Below are 21,831 nucleotides of genomic sequence, written 5' to 3' on the forward strand. Positions count from 1 at the left end.
GCGTCATGCCTCCCTGCTGTCGGTGTTCGGTGCGTCGGGGACCTCTTTGCCCGCCATCGACATGAGCGCGGGCAGCGGGATCGGGTGCCCGGGAAGCAGGACGTTCCAGTAGATGTGCCGGAACGCGAGCTTGCCGAGGTGGTTCGCGTGGGTCTCCTTGAGCAGGCTCATCGGCCCCACGTGCGGGATCGGGTACTTGCCGGGCAGTGGCTCCGTGTCGTAGTTGAAGTCGATCAGCAACGCCTTGTCGTCACCGGACTCGACGAAGCAGTTCGCGTGGCCGTCGAACGCACCCGTCATCGGCAGCCCCGCCACGTGCTCGAGGAAGTTGTCCACGAAGACCTCGACCGCGAAGTGCGCGACCGAGCCCGCCTTGGACGCCGGGATGTTGCTCGCGTCACCGATCGCGAAGATCGTGTCGTACGCCGTCGAGAGCAGCGTGTGCTTGTCGACCGGCACGTAGTTGAGCTCGTCGCCGAGCCCCGAGCGGGCGACGAACTCGGCACCCATGTTGACCGGGACCGTGACGAGCAGGTCGAAGGGCACCTCGCGCTCGTCGTACGAGACCAGCACCTTGCGGTCCGGATCGACGCTCTCGACCATGAAGTCGGTCACCACCTCGACCTTGCGCTCCTCGAGCATGCCGCCCAGGTGCGCCGACGCCACCGGCTTGGTGAACGTGCCGTCGAGCGGCGTGACGTAGGTGAGCTCGACCCGGTCGCGCAGGCCCTGCTCGCGCAGCCACGCCTCGGCGAGGAAGGTGAACTCCAGCGGCGCCACCGGGCACTTGATCGGCATCTCGCAGATGTGCACGACGAGGCGCCCGTGGTCGAAGTGGTCCAGGGCCTTCTCGAGTCCTGTTGCTCCCTCGAGGGTGTAGAAGTCGAAGACGCTCTTGTGCCACTCCGACCCGAGCATGCCGGGCGTCTGGTCCGGTCGCGGGGACGTGCCCGTCGCGATCACCAGGTAGTCGTAGTCGAGCTCGCGGCCGTCCTCGAGGTGGACGACCCGGTCGTCGGGGGAGACCCGGTCGATCTCGCCGTACACCAGCGTGACGCCGTCGGCGATGAAGTGGTGCCGGCTGCGGACGATCTCGTCGCTCTCGTAGGTGCCGAACGGCACGAACAGGAACCCGGGCTGGTAGGGGTGGTCGTCGTCGCGATCGACGACCGTGATCGTCCACTCGTCGCGGGGAAGCCGCTTGTGCAGCTTGTTCGCGACCATCGTGCCCGCGGTGCCGCCGCCGAGGATGAGCAGGGTGCGCATGGTGACCTCCTGACCTGCTGGCCGACCAGCTGTCGGCTGCGGTCAGTTCCACTCAATACCCCGTGGGGTAATCGCGCAGGAGGCGGAGGGCCCGGTCTCGCAGGACTCACGTCCCGCTCGCGGGAGGCGACGAGATTTCGTCCGGTCGGGGGTGTCCCCAACGAATGCCCTCGTTCGTCGTCCGGGTGAGACTCTGTTTCGACGACGAAAGGACGCACCATGCAGTACGCGCTGATGATCTACGTCGACCCCACGGCACCGATGGGGTCCAGCGAGGACGAGACGGCCGCGATCACCGCGGAGTACATGGCCATCCGGGAGGATCCGCGGTGCCTCGATGGCGCGTCGCTGGCACCGGTCGAGGCGGTGTCCACCGTGCGGGTGCAGGCCGGCGACGCCATGGTCACCGACGGACCGTTCGCCGACACCAAGGAAGTGCTGGGCGGCTACTACCTCGTCGACGTCGACGACCTGGACGCGGCGCTCGAGTTCGCCGGGCGGATCCCGGCGGCGCGCATGGGCGGCGCCGTCGAGGTGTGGCCAGTGGCCTTCCGGCGCGAGTGATCGACCAGGTCTTCCGCGAGGAGTGGGGCCGAGTCCTGGCCTCCCTGGTGGGCTTCCTCGGCGACGTCGACCTTGCCGAGGAGGCCACCCAGGAGGCCTTCGCCGCCGCCGTCGAACGCTGGCCGAGCGAGGGCGCCCCGCGCAACCCCGGCGCGTGGCTCACCACCACCGCACGCAACCGGGCGATCGACCGGATCCGCCGCGACCGGGTCCTGCGCGCGAAGCTGCCTCTCGTCGCCGTGCCGGAGGTGGACGACGTGATGACCCCCGACTCGACCATCCCGGACGAGCGTCTCGAGCTGCTGTTCACCTGCTGCCACCCGGCGCTGTCTCTCGAGGCCCAGGTCGCGCTGACGCTACGCGCGCTGGGCGGCCTCTCCACCGAGGAGATCGCCCGGGCCTTCCTCGTCCCTGCGGAGACCATGAAGCGCCGGCTGTCGCGGGCGAAGAACAAGATCCGCACGGCGGGAGTGCCGTTCCGGGTGCCTCCGGACCACGTGCTGCCCGAGCGTCTGTCCGCGGTGCTCGGCGTGATCTACCTGATCTACAACCAGGGGTACGCCGCCCGCGACGACCTCGCGAGCGAGGCGATCAGCCTCGGACGGGTGCTCGTCTCGCTGATGCCCGACGAGCCCGAGGCGTCCGGCCTGCTGGCGCTGATGCTCTGCCACCACGCCCGGCGCGAGGCCCGAGCGCCCGGGGGTGAGCTGGTCCGGCTCGAGGAGCAGGACCGGTCGCGGTGGGACCACGCGATGATCGCCGAGGGCCGTGACCTCGTCGACCGTGCGCTCGGCCGGCCGAGCCGCGGCCCCTACGCCGTTCAGGCGGCGATCGCGGTCCTCCAGACTGAGCCCGAGATCGACTGGCCCCAGGTGGTCGCCCTCTACGACGAGCTCGTCCTGCTCACCGGCTCCCCGGTGGTCCGGCTGAACCGCGCGGCGGCGGTCGCCGCGACCGGCGCGACGGAGCGGGCCCTCGCCATCGTCGACGGCCTCGAGCTGGACGGCTACCAGTACCTCCACTCCACGCGCGCCGAGCTGCTGCGCCGCCTCGACCGCCCGGCCGAGGCGCTCGCGGCGTACCGGTCGGCGCTCGAGCTCGCCGCGGCCGAGCACGAGCGCCGCTTCCTGCAGCAAAGGATCGCCGAGCTCCTCGAGGCGGGTGCGGAGTCCTCCTGAGCTCCCGTCCGTCGCGGGGCCCACGACGTCACGCGACGCTGAGCGTGACCTCCATGTTGCCGCGCGTGGCGTTCGAGTACGGGCACACCTGGTGGGCCCGGGCGACGAGCTGCTGGGCTGTCTCCGGGTCCAGGGCCGGCAGGCTCACCTCGAGGTGCGCGGTCAGGCCGAAGCCACCGGTGCCGAGCGCGCCCAGGGAGACGTCGGCCACGACCTCGGAGTCGGTGGTGTCTGCCTTCGCCTCGGCAGCGACCAGCTTGAGGGCGGAGTGGAAGCACGCGGCGTAGCCCGCGGCGAAGAGCTGCTCCGGGTTGGTGGCGCCGCCCTCGCCTCCGAGCTCCTTGGGCACCCGCACCGGGGCGACGAGGAGGCCGTCGATCGTCTGGACCTGGCCGTTGCGGCCGTCGCCGGTGGCGACCGCCGTGGTCGTGTAGAGAGGTGTCATGTGGGCAACTATATTGCGCGCAATAGAATCGTGCAATGTAGGATGGGTCACATGAGGACGTCCTTTCCCCAGCTCGAGCTGGACGCGCAGATCTGCTTCCCGCTCTACGCCGCGACGAGAGCCGTGACGCAGACCTACGGCCGGCTGCTCTCCGACGTCGGCCTCACCTACCCGCAGTACCTCACGATGCTGGCGCTCTGGGGTGCAGAGGAGCCGTTGACCGTGGGCGAGGTCGGTGCCCGCCTCCGCCTCGACTCGGGCACGCTGACGCCGCTGCTCAAACGACTGGAGGCGGCCGGGTTCGTCGTCCGTCGTCGCGACCCCGGTGACGAGCGCCGGGTGCTGCTCGAGGTCTCCGACCAGGGCTGGGAGCTGCGCGAGCGAGTCGCCCACGTGCCCGGTGCGCTGGTGGAGTCTCTCTCGATGAGCGCGAAGGAGGGCGCGGAGCTGCGCCGGCTCCTCCACGAGCTGCTCGAGCACCTCGACGCCGACGGCTGAACCCTGCTCGCGGACCGGTTTCGGCCGGGGCGCTCGTGGGCACTCCAGGAGGATGGCGAAGTACCTGCTCAACCAGGCAGCGGTCGAGGCCGCGCGCAGCCTGATCGGCTCGCGGCAGTACGTCCTGGACAGCGACTGGGGTGAGGTCCAGCCGCGAGCTGCGGACGAGAACGCCTTCCTCGAGCGGCACTCGTGGGAGGAGTACGCCGCCTGGCACCTCGCCCTCACCGACGGCTCCCACGACGAGACCAAGGCGCGCTACGGGTTCGTCTACGGCGACCTGCGCCGGGTGCACCGCACGGGTCTGATCGCCTGCGTGTACCGCGCGTCCGAGTGGCGCCACAAGGAGATCGAGCTCGCGGCCCACGACCTGCTCCAGGAGCTGGACGCGAAGGCCGGGATCGCCTGAACGACGCGCCGGTCGCGACCGCGGCTCTAGCGGACCCGACCGACCTCGAACTGCATCCGCGGGTCGGCGTACGCGTCCTGGGACTCGACGAGCAACAGCTCGCGGGCGCCTGCGTCCAGCGTGTTCACGAGCAGGTCGAAGACGCTGGAGGCCGTGCGTGCCAGCGCCGCCGCCGGGTCGCCGCCGGCCAGCAGGTGGGCGGAGAACAGCGCCGCCGTGACGTCGCCGGACCCGTTCGCGTGCATCGCGAGCCGGGGAGTGCGCACGCTCCAGGCGCCCGCGGACGTGACCGCCACCATCTCCAGCGTCTCCGGCGGCTGGTCGGCGTGCAGGACGCTCGTGACCAGGACGGTCTCGGGGCCGAGGGCGCGGGCGGCGTCCGCCGCGTCGAGCACCGTCGCGAGGTCCGCGCTCGCGGGGAGCGGGCTGCCGGTCAGCTCGCCGAGCTCGAACTGGTTGGGCGTGATCACGTCCGCGCGCGGGACGACCTGCTCGCGGATCAGCGGCGGGATCGCGGGGTCGACGAAGCAGCCGCTGTCGGCGTTGCCCATCACCGGGTCGCAGGCGTACGCCGCGGCCGGGTTGGCCGCCTTGACGCGGTCGACCGCGTCGAGGACCACCGACGCGATCTCCGGGCTGCCCTGGTATCCGGAGAGCACCAGGTCGACCTGGGCCAGGGCGCCGCGCTCCTCCATGCCGAGGACCACCTCGTGCACGTCGGCGCCGGGGACGACCGGGCCGCGCCAGGCGCCGTACCCGGTGTGGTTGGAGAACAGCACGGTGTGCACCGGCCAGACCTCGTGGCCGAGGCGCTGCAGCGGGAAGACGGCGGCGCTGTTGCCGACGTGGCCGTAGGAGACGCAGGACTGGATGGAGAGGATGCGCACCCGGCCAGTCTGCCGGTCGCCCGGGTCTGCCCGGGACGTGAGCCCTATGGTCGGCGAAACTAGAACGCGTTATAGTTCCATCGCCGGGAGGTGACGCGGGTCACCAGTGCGCGGACGAGTGAGGGAACCATGGGCAAGCAGCAGTCGAACGAGGCCGACTACGTGGTGGTCGGGTCCGGGAGCTCGGGCAGCGCGGTGGCGGGCCGCCTCGCCGAGGCAGGACACAGCGTGATCCTGCTCGAGGCCGGCAAGACCGACGAGAAGTACCTGGTCAAGAAGCCCGGCATGATCGGACCGATGCACTCGGTCCCGGAGATCAAGAAGACCGTCGACTGGGGCTTCTACTCGACCCCGCAGAAGCACCTCCTCGACCGCAAGATGCCGGTGCCGCGCGGCAAGGTCGTCGGTGGGTCGAGCTCGATCAACGGCATGGTCTACGTGCGCGGCAACCGCGCCAACTTCGACTCCTGGGCCGCCGAGGGCAACACCGGTTGGGACGCCGACTCCGTCAACGCGGCGTACAAGCGGATGGAGGACTTCGAGGACGGCGAGAACGCCTACCGCGGCGCCGGCGGCCCGATCCGGGTCACCCGCAACAAGGCTCCGCAGGAAGGCACGCTGCAGTTCATCCAGGCCACCTCCGACACCCTCGGGGTGAAGATCCTCGACGACTACAACGGTGAGTCGCAGGAGGGCATCTCGCGGATGCAGCAGAACGCCGCGGACGGTCTGCGCTACAGCGCCTCACGCGGCTACGTGCACAACCTCGCGCCGGCTCGGCTCGAGCTGCAGAGCGAGGTGCTGGTCACCAAGGTGGTGATCGACAACGGCCGGGCCACCGGCGTCGAGGTCACCGACAAGGACGGCACGCGACGCACCATCCGGGCGGGCAAGGAGGTCATCCTCTCCGCCGGCTTCGTGGGGTCCGCGCAGCTGCTCATGCTCTCGGGCATCGGGCACGCCCAGCACCTGCGCGACCACGGCATCGCCGTCCTCGCCGACCTCCCCGTCGGCGACAACCTGCACGACCACATGTTCCACGCGATGACCTTCCACGCCACGTCGGCCAAGATGAAGGGCAAGGCGTCCTTCTTCGCGCGCGGGCTGGCCAAGGAGCTGATGCGTCCGGGCACGACCTTCCTCGCGAACTCGGTCTTCGAGTCGGTGGGCTTCGTGCGCACGTCGCAGGCGACCGACGTACCGGACCTGCAGCTGCACCTGCTGCCCTGGGCCTACGTGTCGCCGAACCAGGACGAGCCGATCCGGCACAAGGTCGACCCCCGGACCGCGCTGACCGTGCTGGTCACGCTGATCTACCCGAAGAGCCGCGGCACGCTGCGGCTCGCGTCGACCGACCCGGCCGCCGCGCCGCTGATCGACTTCCAGTACCTCGCCGACCGCTCCGACCTCGAGGTGCTCGCCGAGGGATCGGAGATGGTGCGGGAGATCATGTCCGCGGCGGCCTTCGGCGGCTCGGTCAAGGAGGAGATCCACCCCGGTACGTCGCTGAAGGGCACCGACCTGCGGGACGCGATCCTGAACCGCGCGACCTCGGTCTACCACGGCGTCGGCACCTGCCGGATGGGCGTCGACGAGCTCGCGGTGGTCTCGCCGGACCTGAAGGTGCGCGGCATCGAGGGCCTGCGCGTCGCGGACGCCTCGATCATGCCGTCGATCACCGGGGGCAACACGAACGCTCCGGCGATCATGATCGGCGAGATGGCGGCGGGGCTCATCCTGGGCTCTGCTTGATTGCCCTCGCTCCGCTCGGGCGGGTGCGCCGCCTTCCGGGGTCCGTCTTCCCTCCCCCCTCGGCTCGCTGCGCTCGCCTGCGGTCGTCAGTCCAGACGGACCCGGCGGCGCACCGCCTGATTGCCCTCGCTCCGCTCGGGCGGGTGCGCCGCCCTCCGGGGTCCGTCTTCCCTCCTCCCTCGGCTCGCTGCGCTCGCCTGCGGTCGTCAGTCCAGACGGACCCGGCGGCGCACCGTGCGGGCTAGGCGACGAGCAGGCTCCGCTTCGACAGCCCCATCCAGTAGCCGTCGATCACCTGGTCGCCCGGCGCCTCGGGGTCGGTCGCAGCCCCCAGGGTGACGAACAGCGGCGTGTAGTGCTCGACGGTGGGGTGCGCGTAGGGCATGCCCGGCGCGTTCGTCCGGTACGCCGCCAGCTCGGCGACGTCGCCGCGGGCGAGAGCCTCGGCCGCCCAGTGGTCGAAGTCCTTCGACCAGCCGGGTGCCTCGGCGTCGATCCGGAACTCCCGCAGGAAGGGGAGTCCGTGGGTCAGGAAGCCCGAGCCGACGACGAGCACGCCCTCGTCGCGGAGCTCGCGCAGCCGGCTGCCGAGGGTCAGCAGGCGATAGGGTTCCTGGGTCGGCAGCGACATCTGCAGCACGGGGATGTCCGCCTCGGGGTACATGATCCGCAGCGGCACCCACGCCCCGTGGTCCAGGCCGCGCGAGGGGTGCTGGTGGACGCGATCGGTGTCGGGCATCATCGCCGCGACCCGCTGCGCGAGCGCGCTCGCGTCGGGGCTGTCGTAGCGCATCCGGTAGTACTTCGGGTCGAAGCCGCCGAAGTCGTAGACCAGCTCGGTGCCCGGGCCGCTGGCGCTGAGCGCGAGCGGCGCCGACTCCCAGTGCGCGCTGACGACCAGGATCGCCGTGGGTCGGGGCAGCTCCGCGGCGAGCGCGCGCAGCTCGCCCGACCACTGGGGGTCGTCGAGCAGCGGGGGCGCGCCGTGGCCGATGTAGAGCGCGGGCATGCGGGCGGTCATGGAGGTCATGATAGTTCAACTTTGAACTACCCGGAAGCATTCCCGACTCAGCGGTTCGGGCCTCGCCCGCGGTCCCGGCTCCGGGAGCGGGCGCGAAGGCCGAGCCAGAGGCCGACCGGCACGAGGGCGACGGCAACGGCGAGGAGGACGTCACCCGCGGTCGCGGGAGTGCGGGCAACCCGGTGGTCGATGCCGTAGTCGCCGCCGCCCATGAGGGCGTAGCCGCGCAGGTTGGTCACGATGCTGAAGAGGCAGCCGGCGACGAAGACCAGCGACCCGGCGATCCAGCTCCGGTCGCGGCGGAACGCCTGGACCACGCCCCACAGGCCGATCGGCAGCAGGAACGAGAAGATCAGCAGCTCCGACAGTGATGCGCTCACGGGTCCGGCCGCCGCCCGACGGTGCTCGCGGCGCTCTCCATGTCGTCCTCCCGAGACGGTCGCCCTGGTGCGGGCGTGCGACGCCGATCGTACGACGAGGGGTCGACTGCCGACGACCGGCTACGGCAGCTGCCACCGCACCGGCGTACCGCCCTGCTGCTCGAGCAACCGGTCGACCCGGCTGAACGGCCGGGAGCCGAAGAATCCGCGGTGCGCCGAGAGCGGGCTGGGGTGCGGCGACTCGACCCACGGCACCGGTCCGAGCATCGGCTTGAGCGACTGGGCGTCGCGGCCCCAGAGGATCGCGGCGAGCGGGCCGCCGCGCTTGGCGAGCGCCGTGATCGCGCACTCCGTGACCGGCTCCCAGCCCTTGCCACGGTGCGAGTTCGCGCGACCGGGGCTGACCGTGAGCGACCGGTTGAGCAGCAGCACACCGGCGTCGGCCCACGGCGTCAGGTCGCCGCAGGACGGCGCCGGCAGCCCGAGGTCGTCACCGAGCTCCTTGAAGATGTTGAGCAGGCTCGGTGGCAGCGGCCGCACGTCGGGCGCGACCGAGAAGCTCAGGCCGACCGGGTGTCCGGGCGTCGGGTACGGGTCCTGCCCCACGATCAGCACCTTGACGTCGGCCAGCGGTCGCTGGAACGCCCGCAGGACGTGCTCTCCGGCCGGGAGGTAGCCCCGACCGGCCGCGATCTCGGCTCGCAGGAAGACACCCATGCGGGCGATGTCCTCGTCGACCGGCGCCAGGGCCTCGGCCCAGTCCTCGGCCACCAGGCCCTTCGCCACGAGTCCGGCCAGTGCGCTCACGGCGCCGAGTTTCGCACGCCCTACCGGAAGTCCGGGAGCACCTGGTCGTGCACGAGGGCGCCGCGGAACGGGTCGCCCCGCTCCGCGAGGCGGTCGAAGACCGTCCGGATCGTCCACCGGTCGGGCCGCAGCTCGGGGTCCTCGAGCTCGTGCCAGCCGATCGGCACGCTCACCGGGGCGCCCGGCGCCGGCCGGGTCGAGTACGGCGCGACGAGCGTCTTGTTGATCGCGTTCTGGGTGTAGTCGAGCCGGGCCCGCCCCTTGCGCTCGGCCTTCTGCCACTTCCAGCTGACCAGGTCGGGGACGAGCTTGCCGATCGTCCGCGACACCTGCTCGACCCACGCACGGGTCTCGTCGAAGGTCGGTCCCGGCGCGATCGGCACCCAGATCTGGATGCCGCGCTTCCCGGTGACCTTCACCTGGCTGCGCACCCGCAGCCGTTCGAACGCGGTGCGGTGCAGCCGCGCCATCATGACCAGCTCGTCCCAGGAGGTCCGCTCGCCGGGGTCGAGGTCGAACAGCGCGTACGTCGGGCACTCGGGCGCCTCGGTCCGCGACGTCCACGGGTGCCACTCGAGCGCGCCGAAGTTCGCCGCCCACACCAGCGCGGCCGGCTCGTCGGCGACGAGGTAGGTCTGGGTCTCGTCGGCGGCGGCGAGCGGGTTGTCCCAGCGGCCCAGCCACGACGGGGCGTGCTTGGGCAGCTCCTTGTGCCAGAACCCCTTCGCGGCCGCTCCGTCCGGGTAGCGGTGCAGGTTCAGTGCCCGGCCCTCGAGGTAGGGCACCACGACGGGGGCGATCCGGGCGGCGTACCGGAGGAACTCGCGCTTGGTGACCGGCTCCTCGCCCTCCCGTGCAGGGAACAGCACCTTGTCGAGGTTCGTGACCACCAGCTCGCGGCCGTGGACCGGCCAGGTGCCACCCTCGGCGGGCAGCTCGTCGAGCACCGCGAGCGCGTCGTCGTCCTCGGCCAGGGGCTCCGGAGTGGTCACCTGCTCGGCCGCCTCGGCGGCCGGACGGTCGGAGTGCCAGTGCCGATCGGGATCGGCCTTCACCTCGTCGTTGGTGCGTCCGCTGACCACTGACCGCGGGTGCTCCTCCGGGTCCCAGCCGTCGACCGCCGCGTCGTCGTGCTTGTGGAGCAGGAGCCAGGACGCGCCGACGCCCTCGGTCTGCCCGCGTACGTCGCCGCGCGGCCGTTGTTCTTTCTCGCCGTCCTGCGCCCTGGTGCGCACGAGCACGAAACGACCGCGCAGCTTCTGCCCGTGCACGTCGGCGTGCAGCTCGCCGTCGGCGACCGCGCGCGCCGGGTCGTCGGTGTCGTACGGCTCCCACGTCCCGTGGTCCCAGACGATCACGTCGCCGCCGCCGTACTCGCCGCTCGGGATCACGCCCTCGAAGTCGGCGTACTCCAGCGGGTGGTCCTCGACGTGCACCGCCAGGCGGCGTGCCGAGGGGTCGAGGGTCGGGCCCTTCGGCACGGCCCAGGAGGCCAGCACCCCGTCGATCTCGAACCGGAGGTCGTAGTGCAGCGAGCTGGCACGGTGGCGCTGGACCACGAAGCGGCGGGCGCCGTCGCCGTGGGGAGCCTCGCCGCCACCGGACGGCTCCGGGGTGGCCCCGAAGTCGCGCATCCGGCGGTACGACGCCAGCCGCTGGGCCGGCGCGTTCTGGGCCGGCGCGTCCTGGTCCACGCTCTCTGCCGAGGTGTCGGCCGCACGACGCTTCCGCGGGCTCATGTCGCGCGCGGTACCCGGGCGTGGCACTCCGCATCCGCGACCGGTGTCCTGGCGCCTGGTGTCATCGCACCGCACGCACCGGTCGGGTCAGCCGGTCCAGGAACGCGACCAGCAGGGCCTCGCGCAGGGCCGGCGTCGCGAGGTCGAGGAGCGCATTGATCTGGGCCATCGACTCCGGCAGGCCGACCCCTCCGCCTCCGGCCATCCCGACCGCGGCGAGCAGCCCGTCGAAGTCGTCGTCGCTCAGGTCGTCGGGGTCGAGCGCCCGCACGAAGGCCGCGATGTCGGGGGTCACCTCGATCGGCCCCGCCGCGACGGCCTCGTCGACGGCCGCCCCCAGCGCGGTGAGGAACTCCTCGACCAGCGGCGCCGTGGCGGCACTGAGCGACAGGTGGATCGTGGGGCGTCCTGCCCGGAACGACAGCTGCGGCTGGACGTACCAGCCTGCGCGCGTCATCGCGTCCGTGATCGTGAAGACGTCGCAGCTGTCGTCGGTCGTGAGCGCGACCAGCGTCGAGTCGGGGGCGGCGACGACCGACAGCGGGCCGATCTCCCCGATCCCGGCGACGAGGCGGTCGACCGCGTCGAGCACGAGACGGGTGAGCTCGAGGTAGCCGTCGTCGCCGATCGTGTTCACGACCGCCCACGCGCCGGCCAGGGGACCCCCGGACTTCGTCGACTGGATCGTGGAGTTCAGCATCGTGTAGCCCGGCCAGTCCGCGCTCGCGAAGAACTGCGGCCGCCGCAGGTGCGGGTCGCGGTGGAGCAGCACCGAGGTCCCCTTCGGTGCGTACCCGTACTTGTGCAGGTCCACCGAGATGCTGGTCACGCCCTCGACCGAGAACGTCCACGGCGGCACCGGCCGGCCGAGCCGTGCGGCGTACGGGAGCACCCAGCCGCCGATGCATGCGTCCACGTGGCAGCGCACCCCGCGTGCCGCGGCGGCACCGGCGATCTCGCGGACCGGGTCGACCACGCCGTGCGCGTACGACGGCGCGCTCACCACCACCAGCACCGTGCTGTCGCCGATGGCGTCGGCCATCGCGGCGGGTCGGGCGCGGAAGTCCGCCCCGACGTCGACGAGGACGGGCCGGACGCCGAAGTAGTGGGCGGCCTTGTGGAACGCCGCGTGCGCCGTGGTCGGCAGCACCATCTCGGGACGCTCCACCTCGGGCCGCGCGTCTCGCGCGGCCTGCACCGCGAGCAGCACCGACTCGGTGCCACCGGAGGTGACCGTGCCGACGGCGTCAGGCGGGGCGTCGAGCAGGTCGCACGCGCGGCCCACCAGGTCGTTCTCCATCTGCAGCAGGGACGGGAACGCGGTCGGGTCGAGCCCGTTCGAGCCGGCGTACGCCGCCACGGCGGCCCGGCCCACCTCGTCGGTCTCGGCCAGCCCCGAGTCGTAGACGTAGGCAAGCGTGCGCCCGCCGTGGACGGGCACGTCGGCGGCCTGCATCTGGTGCAGCCGCGCGAGCAGGTCGCTGGTGGTCACGGGGTGAGTGCCTCCTCGACGACGTCGGCCCCGAGGTCGTAGCGGCGCAGCCAGAGCAGGCTGACCATCGTGAGGACCGCGGGCAGCGCCGAGAACCCGAGCACGATCGCCGTGATCGCGGAGGACGGCTGGGCCGCCCCTCCCGTGGTGGACGAGTGGTAGCCGCCCAGGGCGAGCACCAGGCCGTAGACGCCCGGGCCGAGCGCGAGGCCGAGGGTCTCGCCGGCGGTCCAGACGCCGGTGTACACACCGGCGCGGTTGACCCCGGTCCGGCGGGCGTCGACGGCGGCCGTGTCGGGCAGCATCGCCATCGGGAACATCTGCGCGCCGGCGTAGCCGGCGCCGACCAGGGCGGTGGCCACGAAGACCAGCGCGTGCGGGGCGCTCCGAGCGCCGATGAGCACGCACGCACCGGTGGCGAGCACGAGCGAGGCGGCGATGTAGCCGCGCTTCTTCCCGATCCGCTGGCCGACGAGGTTCCACACCGGCGTCAGCACGAGCGCCGGGCCGACGAAGCAGACGAACAGGATCGTCGAGAGCTCCTTGTCGCCGAGGACCCAGCGCGAGACGTAGTCGACGCCGGCGAGCATCGCTCCGGTCGCCAGCGCCTGCAGCACGAACGTCGTCAGCAGCAGCCGGAAGTCCCGCGCCTCGGCCACCACGCGCAGCTGGTCGCGCAGGGTGCCCTCGCCGGCGGTCGCCCGGCCGACGCGGGCCGGTACGGTGCCGACGTACGCGCCGACGACCCCGACGACCAGGATCACCGCGACCACCAGCCCCATCACCCGGTAGCCGGCCCGACCGTCGAACGCGTTGCGGATCGCCGGCGCGCTGGCGCCGCTGAGCAGGATCGCGAACGCGAGGATCGCGACCCGCCAGGTCATCAGGCGGGTGCGCTCGGCGTACGAGTCGGTGATCTCGGCCGGCATCGCGACGTACGGGACCTGGAAGAACGCGTACGCCGTCGCGCAGCCGACGAACAGCACCAGCACCCACAGCGCGTCGAGTGCCGTCGATCCCAGGTCGGGCCCGGCGAACAGCAGCGCGAAGCAGGCCGCCAGGAGCAGCCCGCCCCGCAGCAGGAACGGGCGGCGTGGGCCGCGCGGGTCGTCGGTGCGGTCGCTGATCCGCCCGGCGATCGGGTTCAGCACGACGTCCCAGGCCTTCGGGAGCAGCACGATCAGGCCGGCCACCGCTGCCGCCACGCCCAGCGTGTCGGTCAGGTAGGGCAGCAGCATGAGACCGGGCACGGTGCCGAAGGTGCCGGTGGCCACCGACCCGAGCCCGTAGCCCACCCGGACGCGACGGGGGAGCAGGTCGGTCACCCTCGCAATCTAGGCCACACCGACGTGTCGCGGGGCCGAGTGACTAGCCCTGCTTCAGCAGCGTCACGATCTTCTTCGCCACGGCCTCGTGGAAGGCCTCGAACGGGTGCAGGGCGACCGCCCTGCCCGGCTGCTCCTGCGAGCCGTTCACCCAGGGGTCGGCCGAGCAGACGTCGTGCCCCTTGCTCATCGCGTAGGTGTCGACGTAGTCGGCCCCGGCGGCGGCCGCGGCGGCCTTCCACTTCTGGTTGACGACCCTCAGCGCGCTGCGCAGCCGTGGCTCCATCGCGGCGACCACCGAGTACCGGTCGGGGCAGCTGCCGGAGTCGGGCAGGTAGCGCGGGTAGCCGACCAGCACGACCCGGGCGTGCGGCGCCGCCTTGCGGATCGCCCGCAACGTGTCGCGGACCCGGACCGCCGCCTTGCTGAGCTGCTGGTCGACCTGGGCCGTGGTGGCCTGGAGCACCGGTGCGCAGAGCGGCGTCGGCTGGGCGGCCGGCACGCACGCCGCCAGCAGGCCGTAGGCGAGCTTGTCGTCGTTCAGGCCGATGGTCAGCGTGACCAGCTTGGTGCGCGACCCCAGGGCGTCGAGCTGGGGGTCGTTGGTCGAGCCCTGCGTGAGCTGGGGCCGGAGCAGGTTCGTGGTCATCGCACCCGAGCAGCTGACGTCCTCGAAGGAGGAGTAGTGCAGCGTGCGCTGCACCAGCGACGGGTAGTTGCGCTTGGACCGCAGGCAGCCGCTGTCGGCGATCGGGGCGATCCCCGCGCCGGCGCTCTCGGAGTCGCCGAGCGCGGCGTAGACCGCGCCGTGCGGGACGGGTGCGGTGCCGCTGCCGCAGCCGGCCACCGCGACCAGGGCCACGACGGCTAGCACCGTGAGCACAGCGCGTGCCGGGTGCTGCCCACGGCGACGCGTGCGGGGAAGGGGAGTGGGGTTCATCGTGCCGGACGTCCTGGGATCGCCGTTCAACGCTGCTCGACCTGGGCGACGAGCTGGTCGGCGACCGCCCGCTGCTCGGCCTCGAGCGGGTGGTAGGCGACCGCCTTCCCCGGCTGGTCGCTCATCCCGTGCACCCACGGCTCCGCCGAGCAGAGCTGGTGGCCGTCGGAGAGCTTCGCGACGTCGACGTACCCCGAGCCGGTCTGGAGCGCAGCCGAGCGGACCTTCTCGTTGAGCTGGTCGAGCAGGTAGTTGACGACGTCCCGGTCGGCCCCGGCCGGTTGCGACGGGAAGTCCTTGCAGCCGCTCTCCGGCGGCGGGGTCAGACGCGGGTAGCCGACCACCACGATGTAGGCCTGCGGCGCCTTCGCCTGGATCGCGCGGATCGCCCGGGTGAGGGCGTCGCCGGCCTGGCCCACCTCGTCGAGCACCTGCGTGTAGAAGGTCGTGCCGGGGGCGCACGGCTGGACGAGGCAGATCCGGAACATCTCGTGCAGCAGGTCGTGGTCCTCGATGCCGGCGCCGATCGAGACCAGGTCGGTGTCCTTGGCGACCGCGTCGAGCTGCGCCGGCAGGGCCGGCTTGCCCTTGACGGCCTTGAACGTCGCGGTCAGGGCGTTGGTGGTCGCGTGGGTGCAGGACACGTCCTTGACCTCGGTGAGGCCCATCTTCTGCGCTGCGAGCGCCGGGTAGTTCTCCGCCGAGCGGAGGCAGCCGTCCTCGCCGGCGCCCTGGCCGGCGTACGGCGCCGCGGTGAAGCCGTCACCGAGCGCGACGTAGCTGCGGATCGCCGTGTCCGGCGGCGTCGGCGGTGCCGAGCTGAACCCGCCTCCGCCGCAGGCCGCGAGCGCCCCCGCGAGCACGAGCGTCAGGAGCAGGCCGGCGGCCTGCCGGACCCGGGCGCTCACCGCTTCGGGGCCAGGCTGCGCGAGGCGTCGGACCCGAAGCGGCGTGCCCGGTTCGAGCCGATCGCTCCGCGGTCGGGCGCCACCTCGGGCTGCGTCGTCGAGGACTCGGGAGGGGAGGTCTTCGTGGTGGATGTCGATGCCTTCTTCGTCGTCGCTGCGGACTTCGCGGTCGCCTTCCCAGGGGCGGCCTTCCGTGCTGTTTTCTTCGCGGCCGTCTTCTTGGCCGTCTTCTTGGCCGTCTTGGTCGCCCGGGTGCGGGCGGGGGTCGGCTGGGCGTCCTCGCGGTCATCGGGCGTGGAGTGCTGCGCGATCCACTCGTCCATGACGACCCAGGTCGTACGCCGGGCCGCCCGGCCGGTCAGCATGCCGAGGTGGCCGCCGGGCACGATCTCGAAGCGCACCTCGCGGGCGTTCGGGAGCAGCGGCAGGAGCGCCTTGACCGCGGGGATCGGGGCGATCCCGTCGGTGTTGCCGGCGAACACGAGCACCGGCACGGTGATCGCCGCCAGGTCGACCTCGTGGCCGCCGATGCTCACCTTGCCGGTGCGCAGCTGGTTGTGCTTGAGCATCCGGTGGTAGAGCTGGCCGAAGGTCCGGCCCGGGTAGGCGATCATGTTCGCGGTGAACCGGTCGACCGCCTCGATCTGCGCGAGCCACTCGCTGTCGTCGAGGTGCTGCACGATCGCGAGCGGCTTGGTGATCACCTTCGTGCCGCTGCTCAGCTGGAACGCCCGGCGTACGAGCGGCTTCGGCGCGCCACCGAGCATCCGGTAGAGGCGGGTCACGATGCCGCCGTCGGTGAGCCGCAGGATCGGGCGCAGGGGCGCGACCAGGGGCACCTGGCTGACGTCGAACGGCGACCCCACGACGGTGAGGGAGGCGATCGGCAGGTCGGGGTCGTCCGCGGCGACCAGGGTCGCGAAGATGCCGCCGAGCGACCAGCCGATCACGTGCACGGGCCGTCCGCCGGCGTGCTCGCTGACCACCCGCACGGCCTCGGGCACGACCTCCTCGACCCAGTGCTCCATGCCGAGGTTGCGGTCCTTGAAGGAGATCTCGCCGTACTCGACCAGGTACGTCGGCCGCCCGGCCTTGAGGAAGTGCTCGACCAGCGAGCAGTCGCGACGCAGGTCGTAGCAGGTGGCCGGCGCGGCCAGCGGCGTCACCAGCAGCACCGGGTCGCCGGTCGCGCGGACCTGCTTCTGGGGGCGGTAGTGGTAGACCTCGCGCAGCGGCCCGTCGTCGATCAGCGTGCGGGGCATCGGGCGGAGATCGGCCAGCCCGCCGTACAGCATCTTGTGTGCGACGTTGCTGGCAGCGGAGGCGACCTGGTCCGGCTTCGGGATCAGATCCATGCTCGGAAAACTACCAAGCGGTAGTGGACGTTACGGCGGGCCGCCGTGCATTGCGACACAGGGGCGACCCACGGGCCGACACCGGGGGCCACGCCGCGGGCCGGCGCCGGGGGGCGATCGGGCTGTGACGTCCGTGACCATGGACACCGGCCTCCCCTGCCGGTAGGCATGCCCCATGACTCAGCCCTCCCAGGTCGCCCTCGTCACCGGCGGCTCCTCCGGCATCGGCGCGTGCGCGGTGCGCGAGCTGCTCGACGCCGGCTTCACCGTCTACACCGTCGCCCGCCGGGTCGACCGGATGCAGGCGCTGGCCGACCGCGGCGCTCACGTGTTCGCGATGGACGTCACCGACGACGACTCGATGGTCTCGGGGGTCCAGCGGATCCTGGACGAGCAGGGGCGGATCGACGTGCTGGTCAACAACGCGGGCTACGGCTCGTACGGCGCCGTCGAGGACGTGCCGATCGACGAGGCGCGCCGGCAGTTCGAGGTGAACGTCTTCGGGCTCGCCCGGCTGACCCAGCTGGTCACCCCGCACATGCGCGCCCAGGGATCCGGGCGGATCATCAACATCAGCTCGATCGGCGGGAGGTTCTACGAGCCGTTCGGTGCGTGGTACCACGCCACCAAGTTCGCCGTCGAGGGCTTCAGCGACAGCCTGCGGATGGAGCTCAAGCCCTTCGGGATCGACGTGGTGATCATCCAGCCGGGACCGGTCGCCACCGAGTGGAACGAGATCGCGCGCGACTCGCTGCTCGAACGCTCGGGTGACACCGACTACGGCCGGTACGCCCGCCGGGCGCACAAGGTGCTGGTCGAGTTCGACAAGCCGAGCCGGGCGGCGACGCCCGAGGACGTGGCCCGCAAGATCCGCAAGGCCGCAACCACGCGGCGACCGGCCGCGCGCTACCCGGTGGGTCGCGGCGCCCGCGCGATCACGAGCAGCCGGGATCACCTGCCCGACCGGTTCTTCGACCAGGTCGTCAGCCGGATGTACGGGTCGCGCTGACGGGAGCATCCTTCGCCGCCACGGGCTCCACCGGGTCGTCGAGCCGGCCGCCGGTCGACCGCCCACGACGGGCCGAGCGCGCGCTCCGGCGCTCGATCGCCGCCTCGAGGGCGTCGAGCTCCTCGCCGGCGTACACGGCGATCCGCTGCAGGGACGGGATCGAGTCGCGGCAGCCGGTGAAGCCGATGTTGAACTGGCCGTCGTAGGAGACCGCGGTGATGTTGAGCGCCTGACCGTTGAAGAGCAGCGACACCGGGTAGATCTCCTCGAGCCGGCTGCCGTCGAGGTAGCGGGTCTCGGCCGGCCCGGGGACGTTCGAGATCACGACGTTCGACGCCGGTCGGCCGCGCCCGCCGATGCCGAGGATCGCCTGGCTCAGGAACGGCGCCATGAGCACGGCCGTGTAGGCGTCCATGGCGAGACCGCCGACGTGGGGGAGTCGCTGCTTGCCCAGCCGGGTCGACGCCTTGATCGCACGCATCCGCTCGACGGGGTCGGCGATGTCCGTGCCCAGCGTCGAGTAGAGGAACGTGATCGCGTTGCCGACCCCGTCGCCCTCCTCGGCGCGCACGGAGACCGGGACGTTCGCGATCAGCGGCTCCGGGGGGAGCGCGTCCAGCTCGTCGAGGTAGCGGCGGAGCGCACCGCCGCACACGGTCAGGAACACGTCGTTCAGGCTGCCGCCGGTCGCGTTCGCGGCCTTTCGCAACCGGTCGATCGGGTAGTGCTGGGTGGCGAACCGGCGCGGCGTGTGGATCCGCCCGTTGAACAGGGTCTTCGGTGCGCGGAACGGTACGGCGCGGGCGGACTCGTTCGTGCCGACCAGGCTCTCGGCGTACGTCCGGCCGAGGGACGACGCGACCTCCACGCCCTCGCCCGCGAGCCGGAGCAGGGACGGGCCGTCGTGCCGCTCGGCCGCCCGCTGCTCGGGCACCTTCGGCCGGTCCGGCAGGCCCGACTGGTCGGGGCCGCGGGTGCCGACCGCCCAGGGCGGGAGCATCTCGCGGGCCTCGGGATCGGCGCTCAGGATGCGCTTGAGCAGGCGCACACCGCCCACGCCGTCGATCTGCGAGTGGTGCACCTTCATGTACATCGACCACTGGCCGCCCTCGAGGCCCTCGATGAGGTGGCACTCCCACAGGGGGTAGCGGCGGTCCATCTTCGCGGAGTGCAGCCGCGAGACCAGCACGCCGAGCTCCCGCTGGGACCCCGGGCGCGGCAGCGCGGAGTGCCGCAGGTGGTAGTCCAGGTCGATCTCGTCGTCCCCGAGCTCCTGCCAGCTCGGGACGGGCGTGGCCCGCAGCAGGTAGTTGAACGGCGGCTGGAACTGGTGCACGTCGCGCCAACGGGCGTAGAGCTCCCCGACGAATTCGGGCCGGTCCTCCGGCACGCTGAACGTGGCCAGCATCGCCACCTGCATCGGCGTGCGGTGCGACTCGGCGTACAGCCAGGCGGAGTCGTTGATCTTCAGGAGTCTGCGGCCCACAGCCGCACCCTAGGGCGGATGCGTCTCGCTGGACAGGCCCGGAAGGCGTTTGACCCCCGCCGGCACACACCGCGATTCTGGCGGGGTCCCGACCAGACCCTGGAGGCCGCCGTGGCCGTGTGCCGCTACCTCGTCACCGACGTCGACGCGTCCGTCGCCTTCTACACGAAGCTCGGGTTCGCGGCCGAGCAGCAGTTCGGTCCGGCGATGGCGATCATGCGCCGCGACGACCTCGTGCTGTGGCTCGCCGGCCCGGACGCCTCGGCTGCCCGGCCGATGCCCGACGGCCGCCGGCCCGAGCCGGGCGGCTGGAACCGCTTCGTCGTCACCGTCGACGACCTCCCCGCCACGGTCGAGGAGCTGCGGGCCGCGGGCGTGGCCTTCCGCAACGACGTCGTCACCGGCCCGGGCGGCAAGCAGATCCTCTGCGAGGACCCGTCGGGCAACGTCGTGGAGCTCTTCCAGCCGGCCTGACCGGTCAGGCGCGCTTGACCGGGCGGAGGTGCTTGTCGTGCGCGGGCCGCGGCGTGGTGAGCTCGGTGAGGAACGCGTTCGCCCAGTTGGCGACGTCGTTCTCGGCGACCGTGCGGCGCATCGCGCGCATCCGGCGGCCCAGGTCCTTCGGGTCGGCGCGGTACGCCGCCAGCATCTGGGCCTTCATGCCGTTGATGTCGTAGGGGTTCACGAGGAACGCCTGCCGGAGCTCCTCGGCGGCCCCGGCGAACTCCGAGAGCACCAGCGCGCCGTCCTCGTGGAGGCGGCAGGCGACGTATTCCTTCGCGACGAGGTTCATGCCGTCGCGGAACGGCGTGACCACCATGATGTCGCAGGCGACGAAGAGCGCGGCCATCTCCGACTGCGGGAAGGACGCGTTGAGGTAGGAGATCGCCGGGCGGCCGATCCGGCCGAGGTCGCCGTTGATGTGGCCGACCAGCCGGTCGGTCTCGTCGCGGAGCTTGCGGTACTGGTCCACCCGCTCGCGCGAGGGGCTCGCCACCTGCACGAACGTCGCCTCCTCGACGCTGAAGTGGCCGTCGTGGATCAGCTCGCTGAACGCGCGCATGCGGGCGTAGATGCCCTTGGTGTAGTCGAGCCGGTCGATGCCGAGGAAGATCCGGCGCGGGTTGCCCAGGTCGTCGCGGATCTGTTTCGCCCGTGCCTGGACGCCCGGTGACGCCGCCAGCTTCTCGAACTGGGCGGTGTCGATCGAGATCGGAAACGCCTTGGCGACGACGGTGCGGCCGTCGGGGAGGTACACCGTGTCGCGGTGGGTCTTGTGCCCGACGCGTTGCCGCACCAGCCTGATGAAGTTCTGAGCGGCGCCGGAGAGCTGGAAGCCGACCAGGTCCGCGCCGAGCAGGCCCTCGAGCAGCTCGCGCCGCCACGGGAGCTGGGAGAACAGCTCGGCCGGCGGGAACGGGATGTGCAGGAAGAAGCCGATCCGCAGGTCGCTGCGGAGCTCGCGCAGCAGGCTCGGCACGAGCTGGAGCTGGTAGTCCTGGACCCAGACGGTCGCGCCCTCGGCCGCCACCTCGGCGGCGGTCTCGGCGAAGCGGCGGTTCACCGCGACGTACGCGTCCCACCACTCGCGGTGGAACTCCGGCTTCGCGACCAGGTCGTGGTACAGCGGCCAGAGGGTGGCGTTGGAGAACCCCTCGTAGTACTCCTCGTACTCCTGCTGGGAGATCCCGATCGGCACCAGCGTGATGCCGTCGTGCTCGAAGATCTCGCACTCCTCCATGACGTCGCCGGGCCAGCCGATCCAGGCGCCGCGGTTCGCGGCCATGACCGGCGCGAGCGCGCTCACGAGACCGCCGGGCGACCGGCGCCAGTCCTCGGAGCCGTCGGCGTGGACCACGCGGTCGACCGGGAGACGGTTGGCCAGGACGACGAGCTCGGCACGCACGTCGCCGGGGCTGCGTCGCCGCCGAGACCTCGTCACGACCCCCACCCTATGCATCGCCGCGCCGGCCGCGACCGGCCCGCCCCGACTCGGCGGTTCAAATGACATCGTTGTTGTTTGTCGCCTACGATGAACACAGCCCCGCAGTACCCAGCCCGAGGAGTCGACGACCATGGTCGCCAGTCACGCACTCAACTCCCAACCCGATGAGTCGGGTCGGCTGTCCGAGCGTGACCGCAGCATCCTCGACTTCGAGCGCCAGTGGTGGAAGTACGCCGGCGCGAAGGAGAGCGCGGTCCGCGAGAAGTTCGACATGAGCTCGACCCGCTACTACCAGGTGCTGAACGCCCTGATCGACCGTCCCGAGGCGCTCGAGCACGACCCGCTGCTGGTCCGCCGGCTCCGCCGCCTGCGCGCGACCCGCCAGCGTCAGCGCTCGGCCCGCCGACTCGGCTTCGAGCTCTGAG

Annotated in this window: 22 protein-coding genes; 8 read left to right on the forward strand and 14 right to left on the reverse strand. The window is 71.8% G+C overall.

The annotated features are described in order from the left end of the window. Positions 1-3: 3 nt before the first annotated feature. The gene (gene sqr, locus EFL26_RS01250; protein WP_123221065.1) at positions 4-1,266 is read right to left on the reverse strand and encodes a type III sulfide quinone reductase, selenoprotein subtype; all 1,263 of its coding nucleotides are present in this window, start codon (positions 1,264-1,266) and stop codon (positions 4-6) included. 219 nt (positions 1,267-1,485) lie between these two features. On the opposite strand from sqr, the gene EFL26_RS01255 reads away from it, so the two are divergent. Together EFL26_RS01255 and EFL26_RS01260 are read left to right on the forward strand one after the other, a co-directional pair. After that, the gene (locus EFL26_RS01255; RefSeq protein ID WP_123221066.1) at positions 1,486-1,830 is read left to right on the forward strand and encodes a YciI family protein; all 345 of its coding nucleotides are present in this window, start codon (positions 1,486-1,488) and stop codon (positions 1,828-1,830) included. Continuing rightward, entirely contained in the window at positions 1,827-3,008 is a 1,182-nt protein-coding gene (locus EFL26_RS01260; protein WP_123221067.1) for an RNA polymerase sigma factor, read from the forward strand. Before EFL26_RS01255 ends, EFL26_RS01260 begins: the two co-directional genes overlap by 4 nt. A 28-nt stretch (positions 3,009-3,036) precedes the next feature. Here EFL26_RS01260 and EFL26_RS01265 read toward each other — a convergent pair whose 3' ends face one another. Next, on the reverse strand, positions 3,037-3,453 hold the full coding sequence (locus EFL26_RS01265; RefSeq protein ID WP_123221068.1) for an organic hydroperoxide resistance protein: 417 nt from the start codon (positions 3,451-3,453) through the stop codon (positions 3,037-3,039). 51 nt (positions 3,454-3,504) lie between these two features. Between EFL26_RS01265 and EFL26_RS01270 the strand changes: the two genes are divergently transcribed. Next, entirely contained in the window at positions 3,505-3,951 is a 447-nt protein-coding gene (locus tag EFL26_RS01270; RefSeq protein ID WP_123221069.1) for a MarR family winged helix-turn-helix transcriptional regulator, read from the forward strand. Between the two features lie 52 nt (positions 3,952-4,003). After that, positions 4,004-4,360 (forward strand): hypothetical protein, encoded by a 357-nt coding sequence (locus EFL26_RS01275; RefSeq protein WP_123221070.1) that lies wholly within the window; start codon positions 4,004-4,006, stop codon positions 4,358-4,360. A 26-nt stretch (positions 4,361-4,386) separates the two neighbouring features. On the opposite strand, the gene pdxY is transcribed toward EFL26_RS01275, so the two are convergent. Next, entirely contained in the window at positions 4,387-5,247 is an 861-nt protein-coding gene (gene pdxY / locus EFL26_RS01280; RefSeq protein WP_123221071.1) for a pyridoxal kinase PdxY, read from the reverse strand. 129 nt (positions 5,248-5,376) lie between these two features. Here pdxY and EFL26_RS01285 point away from each other — a divergent pair, with 129 nt between their 5' ends. Then, a complete protein-coding gene (locus EFL26_RS01285; RefSeq protein ID WP_123221072.1) occupies positions 5,377-6,999 on the forward strand; it encodes a GMC family oxidoreductase in 1,623 nt (540 codons plus the stop codon). Positions 7,000-7,240: 241 nt separating this feature from the next. On the opposite strand, the gene EFL26_RS01290 is transcribed toward EFL26_RS01285, so the two are convergent. The 9 genes from EFL26_RS01290 to EFL26_RS01330 all read right to left on the reverse strand — a co-directional run bounded on the left by EFL26_RS01290 (position 7,241) and on the right by EFL26_RS01330 (position 16,966). Continuing rightward, positions 7,241-8,020: a dioxygenase family protein gene (locus tag EFL26_RS01290; RefSeq protein ID WP_123221208.1), complete on the reverse strand. Its 780-nt coding sequence runs from the start codon at positions 8,018-8,020 to the stop codon at positions 7,241-7,243. Between the two features lie 47 nt (positions 8,021-8,067). Next, on the reverse strand, positions 8,068-8,400 hold the full coding sequence (locus tag EFL26_RS01295) for a hypothetical protein (RefSeq protein ID WP_123221073.1): 333 nt from the start codon (positions 8,398-8,400) through the stop codon (positions 8,068-8,070). A 120-nt stretch (positions 8,401-8,520) separates the two neighbouring features. Next, complete coding sequence (locus EFL26_RS01300; RefSeq protein WP_123221074.1) at positions 8,521-9,207, reverse strand: uracil-DNA glycosylase; 687 nt, start codon at positions 9,205-9,207, stop codon at positions 8,521-8,523. 20 nt (positions 9,208-9,227) lie between these two features. Beyond that, entirely contained in the window at positions 9,228-10,946 is a 1,719-nt protein-coding gene (gene ligD, locus EFL26_RS01305; RefSeq protein WP_123221075.1) for a non-homologous end-joining DNA ligase, read from the reverse strand. 61 nt (positions 10,947-11,007) lie between these two features. Next, entirely contained in the window at positions 11,008-12,438 is a 1,431-nt protein-coding gene (locus EFL26_RS01310; RefSeq protein ID WP_245999933.1) for a pyridoxal phosphate-dependent decarboxylase family protein, read from the reverse strand. Beyond that, positions 12,435-13,763, reverse strand: a complete 1,329-nt coding sequence (locus EFL26_RS01315; RefSeq protein WP_245999934.1) for an MFS transporter — start codon at positions 13,761-13,763, stop codon at positions 12,435-12,437. Before EFL26_RS01315 ends, EFL26_RS01310 begins: the two co-directional genes overlap by 4 nt. Before the next feature lie 43 nt (positions 13,764-13,806). Beyond that, positions 13,807-14,703, reverse strand: a complete 897-nt coding sequence (locus EFL26_RS01320) for an SGNH/GDSL hydrolase family protein (protein ID WP_123221076.1) — start codon at positions 14,701-14,703, stop codon at positions 13,807-13,809. Between the two features lie 26 nt (positions 14,704-14,729). After that, positions 14,730-15,611 carry an SGNH/GDSL hydrolase family protein gene (locus EFL26_RS01325; RefSeq protein ID WP_123221077.1) on the reverse strand — a complete coding sequence of 294 codons (882 nt, stop codon included), beginning with the start codon at positions 15,609-15,611 and terminating at the stop codon, positions 14,730-14,732. After that, positions 15,608-16,966: an alpha/beta fold hydrolase gene (locus EFL26_RS01330; RefSeq protein WP_123221078.1), complete on the reverse strand. Its 1,359-nt coding sequence runs from the start codon at positions 16,964-16,966 to the stop codon at positions 15,608-15,610. Before EFL26_RS01330 ends, EFL26_RS01325 begins: the two co-directional genes overlap by 4 nt. Positions 16,967-17,141: 175 nt before the next feature. Between EFL26_RS01330 and EFL26_RS01335 the strand changes: the two genes are divergently transcribed. Then, positions 17,142-17,975, forward strand: coding sequence for an oxidoreductase (locus EFL26_RS01335; RefSeq protein ID WP_123221079.1), 834 nt, complete (start codon positions 17,142-17,144; stop codon positions 17,973-17,975). Here the strand turns inward: EFL26_RS01335 and EFL26_RS01340 are convergent. Beyond that, the gene (locus tag EFL26_RS01340; protein WP_221176792.1) at positions 17,950-19,461 is read right to left on the reverse strand and encodes a WS/DGAT/MGAT family O-acyltransferase; all 1,512 of its coding nucleotides are present in this window, start codon (positions 19,459-19,461) and stop codon (positions 17,950-17,952) included. The two genes, EFL26_RS01335 and EFL26_RS01340, sit on opposite strands and share 26 nt — an antisense overlap. Before the next feature lie 18 nt (positions 19,462-19,479). Between EFL26_RS01340 and EFL26_RS01345 the strand changes: the two genes are divergently transcribed. Then, positions 19,480-19,935, forward strand: coding sequence for a VOC family protein (locus EFL26_RS01345; RefSeq protein WP_123221080.1), 456 nt, complete (start codon positions 19,480-19,482; stop codon positions 19,933-19,935). Positions 19,936-19,939: 4 nt separating this feature from the next. On the opposite strand, the gene EFL26_RS01350 is transcribed toward EFL26_RS01345, so the two are convergent. Then, positions 19,940-21,403: an alpha,alpha-trehalose-phosphate synthase (UDP-forming) gene (locus EFL26_RS01350; protein ID WP_245999936.1), complete on the reverse strand. Its 1,464-nt coding sequence runs from the start codon at positions 21,401-21,403 to the stop codon at positions 19,940-19,942. Between the two features lie 133 nt (positions 21,404-21,536). On the opposite strand from EFL26_RS01350, the gene EFL26_RS01355 reads away from it, so the two are divergent. Then, positions 21,537-21,830, forward strand: a complete 294-nt coding sequence (locus tag EFL26_RS01355) for a DUF3263 domain-containing protein (RefSeq protein ID WP_123221082.1) — start codon at positions 21,537-21,539, stop codon at positions 21,828-21,830. Position 21,831: the final 1 nt, after the last annotated feature.

The sequence above is a fragment of the Nocardioides pocheonensis genome, from assembly GCF_003725535.1.
In the GTDB taxonomy this organism is placed as follows: domain Bacteria; phylum Actinomycetota; class Actinomycetes; order Propionibacteriales; family Nocardioidaceae; genus Marmoricola; species Marmoricola pocheonensis.

What these genes read in the sequence shown, in the direction of transcription:
- EFL26_RS01285 (WP_123221072.1), top strand. Translation starts at nt 5,377, where the DNA reads ATGGGCAAGCAGCAGTCGAACGAGGCCGACTACGTGGTGGTCGGGTCC.
- EFL26_RS01355 (WP_123221082.1), top strand. Translation starts at nt 21,537, where the DNA reads ATGGTCGCCAGTCACGCACTCAACTCCCAACCCGATGAGTCGGGTCGG.
- EFL26_RS01255 (WP_123221066.1), top strand. Translation starts at nt 1,486, where the DNA reads ATGCAGTACGCGCTGATGATCTACGTCGACCCCACGGCACCGATGGGG.
- EFL26_RS01335 (WP_123221079.1), top strand. Translation starts at nt 17,142, where the DNA reads ATGACTCAGCCCTCCCAGGTCGCCCTCGTCACCGGCGGCTCCTCCGGC.
- EFL26_RS01270 (WP_123221069.1), top strand. Translation starts at nt 3,505, where the DNA reads ATGAGGACGTCCTTTCCCCAGCTCGAGCTGGACGCGCAGATCTGCTTC.
- EFL26_RS01290 (WP_123221208.1), bottom strand. Translation starts at nt 8,020, where the DNA reads ATGACCGCCCGCATGCCCGCGCTCTACATCGGCCACGGCGCGCCCCCG.
- EFL26_RS01265 (WP_123221068.1), bottom strand. Translation starts at nt 3,453, where the DNA reads ATGACACCTCTCTACACGACCACGGCGGTCGCCACCGGCGACGGCCGC.
- ligD (WP_123221075.1), bottom strand. Translation starts at nt 10,946, where the DNA reads ATGAGCCCGCGGAAGCGTCGTGCGGCCGACACCTCGGCAGAGAGCGTG.
- EFL26_RS01320 (WP_123221076.1), bottom strand. Translation starts at nt 14,703, where the DNA reads ATGAACCCCACTCCCCTTCCCCGCACGCGTCGCCGTGGGCAGCACCCG.
- sqr (WP_123221065.1), bottom strand. Translation starts at nt 1,266, where the DNA reads ATGCGCACCCTGCTCATCCTCGGCGGCGGCACCGCGGGCACGATGGTC.
- EFL26_RS01345 (WP_123221080.1), top strand. Translation starts at nt 19,480, where the DNA reads ATGCGTCTCGCTGGACAGGCCCGGAAGGCGTTTGACCCCCGCCGGCAC.
- EFL26_RS01275 (WP_123221070.1), top strand. Translation starts at nt 4,004, where the DNA reads ATGGCGAAGTACCTGCTCAACCAGGCAGCGGTCGAGGCCGCGCGCAGC.
- EFL26_RS01330 (WP_123221078.1), bottom strand. Translation starts at nt 16,966, where the DNA reads ATGGATCTGATCCCGAAGCCGGACCAGGTCGCCTCCGCTGCCAGCAAC.